Genomic DNA, 11,500 nt, shown 5'->3' with positions numbered 1-11,500 from the left:
CGGCCGAGCTGCGCGACGCCCTCGTCCTCAGCGGCTGCCCGGACCCGGCCGCGGCCCGGCGGCTGCGCACCCGGATCGGAGGCTGACGTGGAGCCGGTCGACCTGGCCGTCACGGCGCTGCACGGCAGCGTCGGCGACCCCGCGCTGAACTCGATGAACTTCCTCAACGAGGTGGCGCAGCACTATCCGGACGCGGTGTCGCTGGCCGCCGGCCGGCCCTATGAGGAGTTCTTCGACGCGGCGCTGCTGCACCGGCACCTGGACCGGTTCCGCCGGCACCTCGCCGACGACCTCGGGCTCGACCGGGCGCAGGTCGACCGGACGCTGTTGCAGTACGGGCGGACCAAGGGGATCGTGCACCACCTGATCTCCCGGCACCTCGCCGTGGACGAGCGGATGACCGTCGACCCGGAGACGGTCGTGGTGACGGTGGGTTGCCAGGAGGCCATGTTCCTGGTGCTGCGCGCGCTGCGGGCCGACCCGGCCGACGTGCTGTTCGCGGTCGCGCCCACGTACGTCGGGCTCACCGGCGCGGCCCGGTTGGTCGACCTGCCGGTGCGCCAGGTGGCCGGCGGCCCGGACGGCGTGGACCTGGCCGACCTGCGCGCCGGGGTGCGCCGGGCCCGGGCCGAGGGGCTGCGCCCCCGGGCCTGCTACGTGATGCCGGACTTCGCCAACCCGTCCGGGGTCAGCATGGACACCGCGCACCGTCGCCGGCTGCTCGACCTGGCCGTCGAGGAGGACCTGCTGCTGATCGAGGACAACCCGTACGGTCTGTTCCCGGCGGCCGGCACGGACCGGCGGCCGACGCTCAAGGCGTTGGACACCGCGCGCCGGGTGGTCTACCTCGGTTCGTTCGCCAAGACCGTGCTGCCCGGCGCGCGGGTCGGCTACGTGGTCGCCGACCAGCGGGTGGGCGGCTCGGACGGCACGGTCGGCCCGCTCGCCGACCAGCTCGCGAAGATCAAGAGCATGGTCACGGTGAACACCTCCCCGATCAGCCAGGCGGTGATCGGGGGCGCGCTGCTGGCGCACGACTGTTCGCTGGTGGCCGCGAACGTCCGGGAGCGGGCCGCGTACGCCCGCAACCTGGGGCACCTGGTCGACGGCCTGGCGCGGCGCTTCCCGGCCGGCGGGCCGGTGCGCTGGACCGTGCCGGCCGGCGGATTCTTCGTGGTGGTCTCCGTGCCGTTCCCGGTGGACGACGCGCTGCTGCACCGCTCCGCCCGCGAGTACGGCGTGCTCTGGACGCCGATGGCGCACTTCTACGACGCCGGCACGCCGGTGCGCGCGTTGCGCCTGTCGGTGAGCGCGGTCACGCCGGCGCAGATCGACGTGGGCCTGGACCGGCTCGCCGCGCTGGTCGGCGACGTGACGGCCGGGGTGGGCGCGCCGGCGTGACGGCGCACTGTCGCCGTTCCGGCACCACCCGTGTTCCCCGGCGCGGTGCGGTCCGTTGATAATGGACGGATGGTTGCCTGGGAGTACGCGTTGCTGGTCCGTCGCTATCAGGGGCAGGGCCGCAACTTCCACGTCACGTTCGTCTGGTATGGCCCGGACGGCTCGCGTTCCGACGTGACCGCGTACGGCGACACCGCGATCGCCCACCTCAACCGGGTCGGCCGCGAGGGCTGGGAGCTGGTCTCCGCCGCCGAGGACGTGAACAACGTGCAGGGCAGCACCGAGGTGCACCGCTACCACCTCAAGCGCCCGCTGCGATGACCCGACGCGTCCCCGCGCCGCCCACCGGGACCGGGGGTTCGCGTCGCCGCGAACTCCCCGGTCACCGGGTCGGGGTCAGGCCAGGTCGACGGTGGGGTAGAGCGGGAACGGGGCGAGCAGGTCGGCGGCCTGCTTGCCGACCTGCTCGGCGACCGCCGGGTCGAGGACGTACTTCGCCTTCGAGGCGGCGCCGTCCGGGCCGGTGCCGGCCGTGGTCTGGCTGAGCACGGTGTGGATCAGCTCGGCGGTGGCGTCCATCTCGGTCGCGCCGAGCCCACGCGTGGTCAGCGCCGGGGTGCCGATCCGGATGCCGGAGGTGTACCAGGCCCCGTTCGGGTCCTGCGGCACCGCGTTGCGGTTGGTCACGATGCCGGAGTCGAGCAGCGCCTGCTCGGCCTGCCGCCCGGTCAGCCCGTAGCCGGAGACGTCGATCAGCACCAGGTGGTTGTCGGTGCCGCCGGTGACGAGCGTCGCGCCGCGGCGCAGCAGCCCATCGGCGAGCGCCTGGGCGTTGTCGACGATCCGCTGGGCGTAGTCGGCGAAGTCGGGGCGGCGGGCCTCGGCCAGCGCCACCGCCTTGGCGGCCATCACGTGCGGCAGCGGGCCACCGAGCACCATCGGGCAGCCCCGGTCGACCTGGTCGGCGAGCTCCGGACCGCAGAGCACCATGCCGCCGCGCGGGCCGCGCAGCGACTTGTGGGTGGTGGTGGTGACGATGTGCGCGTGCGGCACCGGGTCGAAGTCGCCGGTGAAGACCTTGCCCGCGACCAGCCCGGCGAAGTGCGCCATGTCCACCATGAAGGTGGCGCCGACCGAGTCGGCGATCTCCCGCATGATCCGGAAGTTCACCTTCCGGGGGTACGCCGAGTAGCCGGCGACCAGGATCAGCGGCCGGAACTCGCGGGCCGCCTCGGCCACCCGGTCGTAGTCGATCAGGCCGGTCGACGGATCGGTGCCGTAGCTGCGCTGGTCGAACATCTTGCCGGAGATGTTGGGCCGGAAGCCGTGGGTGAGGTGTCCGCCGGCGTCCAGCGACATACCGAGCATCCGCTGGTCGCCCAGCTCCCGGCGCAGCGCGAACCAGTCCGCCTCGGTGAGGTCGTTGACGTGGCGGGCCTGGGCCTTCCTGAGGGCCGGGGACTCGACCCGGTCGGCCAGGATCGCCCAGAAGGCGACCAGGTTGGCGTCGATCCCGGAGTGCGGCTGCACGTACGCGTGGGTGGCGCCGAACAGCTCCCGGGCGTGCTCGGCGGCGAGCGCCTCGACGGTGTCGACGTTCTGGCAGCCGGCGTAGAAGCGTCGCCCGACGGTGCCCTCGGCGTACTTGTCGCTGAACCAGTTGCCCATCGTCAGCAGCGTCGCGGGGGAGGCGTAGTTCTCGCTGGCGATGAGCTTCAGCGACTCGCGCTGGTCGGCCAGCTCCGCGCCGATGGCGTCGGCCACCCGCGGCTCGACGGCGCGGATCACCTCCAGCGCGCTGCGGAAGGCGGTGGATTCGGCGTTGCGCGACATGCGACCTCCTGGTGACGTGCGGAAGGCCCAGGCGCTCGGCATGCGTCCTCATGACGAGGCCGCTCCCCGATGGTGCTCCATCTCCACGCGCCAGTCACGGCCCGCGCCGATCCTACCGGGTGGGCCCGCCCAGGACCTGCGGGGTTGGGCCGCCCCGCGTGGGGCACATCCGGTACGGGGCCCGGTCCACGTCGGCGGACCGCCCCGCCGGAGAGGAGGCACGAGCATGACCACACCGACCACCGGACGGCCGCTCGCCGTGGTGACCGGCGCGTCCAGCGGCATCGGGTACGAGCTGGCCGTCCAGTTCGTGGAGCACGGGTACGACGTGGTGGTCGCCGCCGAGGACGCGGCGATCGAGACCGCGGCCCGCGACCTGCGGCGCGACGGCGGCCCCGAGGTGTTCCCGGTCCGGGTGGACCTGGCCACGCCGGAGGGGGTGGAGCAGCTGGCCGGGGCGGTGACCGGGCACGGCCGCCCGGTCGACGCGCTGGCGCTCAACGCCGGGCGGGGCGCGGGCGGGGACTTCGTCGGCGGCACCGACCTGGCCGACGAGCTGACCGTGATCGACCTGAACGTGCGCTCGACCGTGCACCTGGCCAAGCTGCTCCTGCCGGAGATGGTGCGCCGGGGCGCCGGGCGGGTGCTGTTCACCTCGTCCATCGCCTCGACGATGCCCGGCCCCTACCAGGCGGTCTACAACGCCTCGAAGTCGTTCGTGCAGTCCTTCGCCGAGGGGGTGCGCAACGAGCTGAAGGACAGCGGCGTCACGGTGACCTCGCTGATGCCGGGACCGACCGACACCGAGTTCTTCGACCGGGCCGACATGCAGGACACCCGGGTCGGCCAGGGGAAGAAGGACGACCCCCGCACGGTGGCCGGGGACGCCTTCGCGGCCCTGATGAAGGGGGAGCACAAGGTGGCCGCCGGTTCGCTGGTGAACAAGCTGCAGACGGCGGTTGGCAAGATCGTCCCGGACCGGTTGAAGGCCGAGCAGCACCGGATGATGGCCGAGCCCGGCTCGGGCGACTGAGCGACCGGATGCAAGGAGGGGCCCCTTGTTAACGCCAGGCGTTAAGAAGGGGCCCCTCCTTCATGCTCAGGCGACGACGGCGTCCCGCGCCTTCTTCAGCGCCTTCGGGGCGGTCGGCGTCTTCGGGGCCTTCGGCCGCAGGTCGAGCATCCGCTGGCCGATCTCCTGGAGCTGGTTACGCCCGAGCGCCTCGCGGACCTTCGGGAACCACTCCTGCTCCTCCTCCTCGACGTGGTGCAGCACGTTCTCGATCAGCACCGTCGTCTTGGCGTTGAAACGCTCGTCGTCGGCGTCCATGCCGAACAGCTCGAAGCAGAGCACGTCCGCGACGTGGTGCTCCTCGTACGACTCCAGGATGTCGTCCTCGACGTCCGGCACCAGCTTGCGGACCTCCGGGTACATCACCTCGTTCTCCAGGTAGGTGTGCACCGTCAGGGCTTCGAGGATCTGCTCGACCAGCTTCCCCCGCGTGCTCGCCGGGCCGTCCTCGGCGTCCTGGAACGCCTTGAACAGCCGGCGGATCTCCTTGTGGTCCTCCTTGAGCAGGACGATCGCGTCGGTGGACACCGGTACCTCCTAGAGTCGGCTGATGTCGGCCCCCCTACCCCCGGCCGGATCCGTACAAACCGCACCGATCAGACCGTGGCCAGCGTGTACGGGATCTCGTCCAGCAGTTCCCGGGCGAGGAAGCCGATCCGGCCGTACCGGGGGACCAGCCGCTGCCCGCTCACCGCGTGCGCGAACGCGGCCCAGCAGGCGGCCTGCGCCGGGTCGGCGCCCCGGGAGAGCAGCCCGGCGAGCAGCCCGGCACGCACGTCGCCGCTGCCGGAGGTGCCCAGCCCGGCGTCCCCGCTCTCCTCCCGCCAGGCCCGGCCGTCCGGGGTGGCGATGTGGCCGTAGAGCGAGACCACCGCGTCGTACCGGCCGGCCAGCTCGAGCGCCTCGGCGTCCAGGTCGTCGCCGGGGTCGCGGTCGAGCAGGTGGCGGGCCTCGGTGAGGTTGGGGGTCAGCACCACCTTGCGGCCCGAGCCGACCAGCAGGTCCGGCTCGTGGCTGAGCGCGCCGAGCGCGTACGCGTCGAGCACCAGCGCGGTCTCCGGCCCGGCCGCGTCGAGGACCAGGCGCAGCAGCTCCCGGGTGGTGTCGATGTCGTTCAGCCCGGGGCCGACCGTCACCACGTCCGCGTCGGCGACCAGCCCGCCGAGCAGGTCGCCGGGATCGCCCCGGACCGCGCCGTCGCGGTTCTCCGGCAGGCCGACCACCAACGCCTCGGGCACCTGGATGCTGAGCGCGGCGGCGGTGGACTCGGCGGCGGCGAGTTGCAGGACGCCGGCGCCGGCCCGCAGCGCCGCCACGCCGGCCAGCAGCACCGCGCCGGGCGTGAACCGGGAACCGCCGACGACGAGCACCGTGCCCCGGGCCTCCTTGCCGCCGGTCGGTACGGGCAGCGCCCAGTCCCGCAGCAGCGCGGGGGTGATCACGTCAGACCGGCTCGGCATGGACCTCGTCCTCCCTGGTGGGTTGCGCCCCCTGCCGGTGCAGGTGGGCGACGTCGTTGAACACCTCCGGCGCGAGGTGGCCGGCGCGGTCGGCGCGCCAGCCGGTGACCGAGCAGTTGGCGATCACCTGTTCGCGGGTGAGCGCCATCAACTCCTCCTCGGTGAGCCCCTCCACCAGGTAACGCAGCAGGAAGACCAACGCGTCGTGGCCGAACAGCAGCACGTGGCCGCCCTCGTGGTCGCGGCGCAGGTCGCCGAGCAGGGCCCGCAGCCGCAGCGCCACGTCGGTCCAGGACTCGCCGCCCGGCGGGCGGTAGTAGAACTTGCCGAGCCGGGCGCGCCGCTGCGCCTCCTCGGGATACCGCTTGCGCACGCCGTGACCGGTGAGCCCGTCGAGGATGCCCAGCTCCCGGTCGCGCAGCCGTTCGTCGCGGCTCATCGGCACCCCGGTCCCGGCCAGGGCCAGCTCGGCGGTGCGCACCGCCCGCAGGTACGGCGACACCACCGCCACGTCCGGCCGGCGCCCCTCGGGCAGGCCGGCCAGCCACCGTCCGGTCGCCCGGGCCTGCTCCTCGCCGGTGGGCGACAGCGGCACGTCCGCGTCGCGGTGGGTGAGGTCGATCAGTTCGGCGCCGGACGTCTCGGCCGCGGTGGCCGCCACGTTCGCCGTGCTCTCGCCGTGCCGGACGATCCAGAGCGATGCCAACTCCGCCATGCGGCCTCCGGTACCCGGGGCCCGGGACGGGTAACCGTGCCGGTCGCCACGGTGCGTGAAGCCGGCGGGAAGGGGTAAGCGGCCAGTTCCGGAAGTCGACACAGGGAGGTGTGCCGTGGCGACCATGGTCCGTGAGCCGATGAGCCCGGTGAAGGACAAGAACTACGACCTGATCCACGCGCTGCAGATGTCACTGCAGCACATCTGGCAGCTGGAGACGTACATCGCGGACGCGGAGGACCGGGGCGACTCCGAACTCGCCACCTGGTTCCGCAAGATCCAGGAGAACAACCGCAAGGCCGGCGACCAGGGCAAGAAGCTGCTGGCCGAGCGCCTGCAGCGGGAGAACGGCTGACCGTCGGCCCGATCGGCCGGGTGGGTGCGCCCACCCGGCCGGCGCGTACCCGGCGGGGGACAGCGCGGCACGCATCGATCCGGCAGGATGTCCGGCAGGCCGGGGCGGTCCCGGTGGCCGGGGGGCGGGCATGTCGACGGTGGTCCGGGGTCTGCGCGAGGCGCTCGTGCTCTTCGTGATCGCGGCGGTGGTGATCGCGGTCGCGGTCGGCATCTGGGTCGCGGTGGCCGGTGGCGACTTCGTGCACCGGCTCGGCGCGTCGTTCATCCTGGCCGGCCTCCTGATCGGGGTGACCGGCGACCTGACGCTGAGCCGGATCGGCATGCTGGACGCGCGGTCCGCGTTCGGCCTGCCGCCCGAGCGGGACGACGGCGGCGGCGGGCGGGTCCTGACCGGGATCGGCGTCTTCCTCTTCGTCTCGGTGCCGCTGATCGTGGCCGGGGCGCTGCTGATCGCCTGACGAGATGCCCGCGCGCGGCCGGTCCACGTCGTACGGTGTGGGACGTGGCGACCACGGCGGCCGAGGAGATCCGGGTGGGGGAGCGGCTGGTCCGCGTCTCCAGCCCCGACAAGCCCTACTTTCCCGAGCGCGGACTGACCAAGCTGGACGTCGTGCGCTACTTCCTCGCCGTCGGCGACGGGATCCTGCGTGCGCTGCGCGACCGGCCGACCATGCTGGAACGCTGGCCGCGCGGGGTGTTCGAGGGCGCGAAGGTGGCCACCCGGCAGACCAACAGGGGCGACGCGTTCTACCAGAAGCGGCTGCCGGCGGGCGCGCCCGACTGGGTACGCACCGCGCACATCACCTTCCCCAGCGGCCGGACCGCCGACGAGGTGGCCCCGAGCGAGCTGGCCGTGGTGATCTGGGCGGCCAACCTCGGCACGCTGCGGTTCCACCCCTGGCCGGTGTCGAAGACCGACGTCGAGCGTCCCGACCAGCTGCGCATCGACCTCGACCCGATGCCCGGGGTGGACTTCGCCCAGGTGGTGCCGGTGGCGCACGAGGTGCGGGCGTTCCTGGCCGAGCTGGGCATGGAGGGCTTCCCGAAGACCACCGGCGGTCGCGGCATCCACGTCTACCTGTCGATCGAGCCGCGGTGGAGCTTCGGGGAGTGCCGGCGGGCGGTGCTGGCGCTCGGCCGGGAGATGCAGCGCCGGCTGCCCGACCTGGTCACCACGACCTGGTGGCGGGACCAACGTGACCGGCCGGTCTTCGTCGACTACAACCAGATGGCCCGCGACCACACCATGACCTCGGCGTACTCGATCCGGCCGACGCCGCGGGCGCTGGTCTCGGCGCCGCTGGACTGGGCGGAGCTGGACGACGCCCGCCCGGAGGACTTCGACGTGGTGAGCATGCCGGCCCGGTTCGCCGAGCGCGGCGACCCGCACGCCGGCCTGGACGGGCGTCGCCACTCGTTGGCGCCGCTGCTGGAGCTGGCCGACCGCGAGGGCCTGGAGTCCCCGCCGGAGCGCTGAGCGCTCAGGCCCAGGGGCTCAGCGTCCCGTCGAACTCCTCGAACACCAGCCAGGTGCGGGTGGAGAGCACCCCGGCGATGCTCTGCACCCGGTCCAGCACCACGTCGCGCAACGTGGCGTTGTCCGGCGCGCGGACCAGGGCCAGCACGTCGTGCTCACCGCTGAGCAGCGCCGCGTGCTCGATGTAGCGCACCTGGGCCAGCTCGGCGGAGACCTCCCGCCAGGTGTTCTGCTCGATGGTCAGCGCGATGTAGGCCGACGTGCCCAGGCCGGCCGGCTCCGGGGCCACCCGGGCGGTGAAGCCGGTGAGCACGCCGTCACGCAGCAGCCGCTCCACCCGCGCGTACGCGTTGGTGCGCGAGACGTGCACCCGTTCGGCAAGCGTCCGGATGGACAGCCGGGCGTCGGCGACCAGCTCACGCAGGATCCGCCGGTCGACCTCGTCGAGCGGCCCGGCCGAACGTCCCGTTCCGCCCGTCGCGCTCGGTGTGGTGCCGGTCTCCTGGCTCAACCCACCCGCCTCCTCGTGCCATTCGTCCCGCGTTCATCCCGGATGTTGAGTCAATCATCCCTGAGCAGGAGCATAGGGCCACCACACGTCCAGGAGGTCCCCGCCGTGACGACCACACCCCAGGCGGTCCGCAGGGCATCCCCGCGCACCCGCCGGCCGGCCACCCCGGCCGCTCCCGACCCGACGGCCGGCCTGCTGCCGCAGTCCGAGCCGGTCCGGCTGCTGAACCCGGACGGCACTCCGCTGCCGCCCCGCGACGACTACCCCGAGCCGCCGGTCGAGACGCTGCGCGAGATGTACCGCCGGATGGTCGTCGGTCGCCGCTTCGACACCCAGGCCACCGCGCTGACCAAGCAGGGCCGGCTCGCCGTCTACCCGTCCGCCCGGGGCCAGGAGGCCTGCCAGGTCGGCGGCGTGTTGGCGCTGCGCGACACCGACTGGGTCTTCCCGACCTACCGGGAGTCGATGGCGCTGACCGCCCGCGGCCTCGACCCGGTCGAGGTGCTCACCCTGCTGCGCGGCGACTGGCACTGCGGGTACGACCCGGCCGTGACCCGCACCGCGCCGCAGTGCACCCCCCTTGCCACCCAGTGCGTGCACGCCGCGGGCCTCGCCTACGGTGAGTCGTACCAGGGGCGGGACACCGTCGCGTTGACGTTCATCGGCGACGGCGCCACCAGCGAGGGCGACTTCCACGAGGGCGTCAACTTCGCCGCCGTGTTCAAGGCCCCGGTCGTCTACCTGGTGCAGAACAACAAGTACGCGATCAGCGTGCCGCTGTCCCGGCAGACCGCCGCGCCGAGCCTGGCCTACAAGGGCGTCGGCTACGGCGTGCCCAGCGAGCAGGTCGACGGCAACGACCCGGTGGCCGTCCTGGCGGTGCTGAACCGCGCCGTCGCGCACGCCCGCGCCGGCAAGGGCCCGTACCTGATCGAGGCGCACACCTACCGGATGGAGCCGCACACCAACGCCGACGACCAGACCCGCTACCGGGACGCCGAGGAGGTCGAGGCGTGGCGCGACCGCGACCCGATCGCCCGGCTGGAGACGTACCTGCGGGCCCGGGGCGTGCTGGACGACGCCGCCGTCGCGGCCGTCGCGGAGGAGGCCGAGGCGTACGCCGCCGCGCTGCGCCGGCGGATGGACTCGCAGCCCACCGTCGACCCGCTGAGCCTGTTCGACCACGTCTACGCCGAGCCGACGCCGCAGCTGGTCGAGCAGCGCGAGCTGGTCCGCGCCGAGCTGGAAGCGGCCCGCCACGAGGAGGGGGACGCCTGATGGCCACCATGACCATGGCGAAGGCGCTCAACGCCGCGCTGGCCGACGCGATGCTCGACGACGAGCGGGTGGTCGTCTTCGGCGAGGACGTCGGCCAGCTCGGCGGCGTCTTCCGGATCACCGACGGGTTGCAGGCCCGCTTCGGCGACAAGCGCTGCTTCGACACCCCGCTCGCCGAGGCCGGCATCGTCGGCTTCGCGGTCGGCCTGGCCATGTCCGGGCTGCGGCCGGTGGTCGAGATGCAGTTCGACGCGTTCGCGTACCCGGCGTTCGAACAGATCGCCTCGCACGTGGCGAAGCTGCGCAACCGGACCCGGGGCGCGCTCAGCGTGCCGATCGTGATCCGGGTCCCGTACGCGGGCGGCATCGGCGGCGTCGAGCACCACTGCGACTCCTCCGAGGCCTACTACGCGCACACCCCCGGACTGAAGGTGGTCACGCCGGCCACCGTCGACGACGCGTACTCGCTGCTGCGCGCCGCGATCGACGACCCGGACCCGGTCGTGTTCCTGGAGCCGAAGAAGCTCTACTTCGCCAGCGGCGAGACGGAGCTGCCGGCGCGCACCGCGCCGATCGGTACCGCCGTGGTGCGCCGCCCCGGCACCGACGCCACGCTCGTCGCGTACGGCCCGGCGGTGCCGGTCGCGCTGGCCGCGGCCGAGGCGGCCCGGGAGGAGGGCTGGGACCTGGAGGTGGTCGACGTGCGCAGCATCGTGCCGTTCGACGACGCCACCGTCACCGCCTCGGTACGCCGCACCGGCCGGTGCGTGGTGATCCAGGAGGCGCAGGGCTTCGCCGGCGTCGGCGCCGAGATCGCCGCCCGGGTCCAGGAGCGCTGCTTCCACGCCCTGCACGCCCCGGTGCTGCGGGTCTCCGGGCTGGACATCCCGTACCCGGCGCCGATGCTGGAGCACACCCACCTGCCCTCGGTGGACCGGGTGCTGGACACCGTCGCCCGGCTCCAGTGGGACGACCAGCCCGACACTCGGTGGGTGGCGGCATGAGCGAACGCACCGCTGTCGGTACACGCGACTTCCTCCTGCCCGACCTGGGGGAGGGGCTGAGCGAGGCGGAGATCGTCGAGTGGCGGGTCGCCGTCGGCGACGTGGTCACCGTGGACCAGAGCGTGGTCGAGGTGGAGACCGCCAAGGCCGTCGTCGACGTGCCCTGCCCGTACGCCGGCCGGGTCGTGGCCCTGCACGGCGCGGCGGGCGAGGTCCGCCCGGTCGGCCAGCCGCTGATCACCATCGAGCCGCTCGACGGCGCGGACGCCCCGGATCCGCACGCCACCTATCGCGAGGAGGAGCGGGCCGGCTCGGGCAACGTCCTGATCGGGTACGGCACCGGCCACGGCGGCCCGGGCCGGCGGCGGCGTCGACCCCGCCTGGCGCTGGCC

Annotated in this window: 14 protein-coding genes and 1 riboswitch; of the genes, 9 read left to right on the top strand and 5 right to left on the bottom strand. The window is 73.4% G+C overall.

The annotated features are described in order from the left end of the window. The first annotated feature begins 87 nt into the window (after positions 1 to 87). Together HUW36_RS15435 and HUW36_RS15430 are read left to right on the top strand one after the other, a co-directional pair. Positions 88 to 1,401: an aminotransferase-like domain-containing protein gene (locus HUW36_RS15435; RefSeq protein WP_174528806.1), complete on the top strand. Its 1,314-nt coding sequence runs from the start codon at positions 88 to 90 to the stop codon at positions 1,399 to 1,401. 69 nt (positions 1,402 to 1,470) lie between these two features. Further along, the gene (locus tag HUW36_RS15430; RefSeq protein WP_091574162.1) at positions 1,471 to 1,722 is read left to right on the top strand and encodes a hypothetical protein; all 252 of its coding nucleotides are present in this window, start codon (positions 1,471 to 1,473) and stop codon (positions 1,720 to 1,722) included. A gap of 75 nt (positions 1,723 to 1,797) precedes the next feature. Here HUW36_RS15430 and HUW36_RS15425 read toward each other — a convergent pair whose 3' ends face one another. Beyond that, a complete protein-coding gene (locus HUW36_RS15425; RefSeq protein ID WP_174528805.1) occupies positions 1,798 to 3,234 on the bottom strand; it encodes a glycine hydroxymethyltransferase in 1,437 nt (478 codons plus the stop codon). Between the two features lie 18 nt (positions 3,235 to 3,252). Continuing rightward, positions 3,253 to 3,342, bottom strand: a riboswitch (ZMP/ZTP riboswitch). A 118-nt stretch (positions 3,343 to 3,460) separates the two neighbouring features. On the opposite strand from HUW36_RS15425, the gene HUW36_RS15420 reads away from it, so the two are divergent. Then, positions 3,461 to 4,267, top strand: coding sequence for an SDR family NAD(P)-dependent oxidoreductase (locus HUW36_RS15420; RefSeq protein WP_174528804.1), 807 nt, complete (start codon positions 3,461 to 3,463; stop codon positions 4,265 to 4,267). Between the two features lie 66 nt (positions 4,268 to 4,333). Here the strand turns inward: HUW36_RS15420 and HUW36_RS15415 are convergent, their stop codons facing one another. The 3 genes from HUW36_RS15415 to HUW36_RS15405 all read right to left on the bottom strand — a co-directional run bounded on the left by HUW36_RS15415 (position 4,334) and on the right by HUW36_RS15405 (position 6,481). Beyond that, a complete protein-coding gene (locus tag HUW36_RS15415; RefSeq protein WP_174528803.1) occupies positions 4,334 to 4,834 on the bottom strand; it encodes a hemerythrin domain-containing protein in 501 nt (166 codons plus the stop codon). Between the two features lie 68 nt (positions 4,835 to 4,902). After that, the gene (locus tag HUW36_RS15410; RefSeq protein ID WP_174528802.1) at positions 4,903 to 5,766 is read right to left on the bottom strand and encodes an NAD(P)H-hydrate dehydratase; all 864 of its coding nucleotides are present in this window, start codon (positions 5,764 to 5,766) and stop codon (positions 4,903 to 4,905) included. Beyond that, positions 5,750 to 6,481: a histidine phosphatase family protein gene (locus HUW36_RS15405; RefSeq protein ID WP_174528801.1), complete on the bottom strand. Its 732-nt coding sequence runs from the start codon at positions 6,479 to 6,481 to the stop codon at positions 5,750 to 5,752. The genes HUW36_RS15410 and HUW36_RS15405 overlap by 17 nt, the downstream gene beginning before the upstream one ends. Positions 6,482 to 6,605: 124 nt before the next feature. On the opposite strand from HUW36_RS15405, the gene HUW36_RS15400 reads away from it, so the two are divergent. The 3 genes from HUW36_RS15400 to HUW36_RS15390 all read left to right on the top strand — a co-directional run bounded on the left by HUW36_RS15400 (position 6,606) and on the right by HUW36_RS15390 (position 8,315). Then, on the top strand, positions 6,606 to 6,836 hold the full coding sequence (locus tag HUW36_RS15400) for a hypothetical protein (protein ID WP_091577528.1): 231 nt from the start codon (positions 6,606 to 6,608) through the stop codon (positions 6,834 to 6,836). Between the two features lie 130 nt (positions 6,837 to 6,966). Then, positions 6,967 to 7,296 carry a hypothetical protein gene (locus tag HUW36_RS15395; protein ID WP_174528800.1) on the top strand — a complete coding sequence of 110 codons (330 nt, stop codon included), beginning with the start codon at positions 6,967 to 6,969 and terminating at the stop codon, positions 7,294 to 7,296. A 35-nt stretch (positions 7,297 to 7,331) separates the two neighbouring features. Then, positions 7,332 to 8,315: a DNA polymerase domain-containing protein gene (locus HUW36_RS15390; protein ID WP_174528799.1), complete on the top strand. Its 984-nt coding sequence runs from the start codon at positions 7,332 to 7,334 to the stop codon at positions 8,313 to 8,315. A gap of 4 nt (positions 8,316 to 8,319) precedes the next feature. On the opposite strand, the gene HUW36_RS15385 is transcribed toward HUW36_RS15390, so the two are convergent. Further along, complete coding sequence (locus HUW36_RS15385) at positions 8,320 to 8,826, bottom strand: Lrp/AsnC family transcriptional regulator (protein ID WP_174528798.1); 507 nt, start codon at positions 8,824 to 8,826, stop codon at positions 8,320 to 8,322. 72 nt (positions 8,827 to 8,898) lie between these two features. On the opposite strand from HUW36_RS15385, the gene pdhA reads away from it, so the two are divergent. The 3 genes from pdhA to HUW36_RS15370 all read left to right on the top strand — a co-directional run. After that, the gene (pdhA, locus tag HUW36_RS15380) at positions 8,899 to 10,104 is read left to right on the top strand and encodes a pyruvate dehydrogenase (acetyl-transferring) E1 component subunit alpha (protein ID WP_174528807.1); all 1,206 of its coding nucleotides are present in this window, start codon (positions 8,899 to 8,901) and stop codon (positions 10,102 to 10,104) included. Further along, complete coding sequence (locus tag HUW36_RS15375) at positions 10,104 to 11,108, top strand: alpha-ketoacid dehydrogenase subunit beta (protein ID WP_174528797.1); 1,005 nt, start codon at positions 10,104 to 10,106, stop codon at positions 11,106 to 11,108. Before pdhA ends, HUW36_RS15375 begins: the two co-directional genes overlap by 1 nt. After that, positions 11,093 to 11,500: biotin/lipoyl-containing protein (locus HUW36_RS15370; RefSeq protein WP_343044329.1), on the top strand; the 408-nt coding region annotated here is incomplete at its 3' end. The genes HUW36_RS15375 and HUW36_RS15370, both read left to right, overlap by 16 nt.

This window comes from Micromonospora maritima (genome assembly GCF_902825405.1).
Lineage (GTDB): Bacteria > Actinomycetota > Actinomycetes > Mycobacteriales > Micromonosporaceae > Micromonospora > Micromonospora maritima.
The sequence above is the reverse complement of the archived record's forward strand: the minus strand, read 5'-3'. Positions and strand labels throughout refer to the sequence as shown.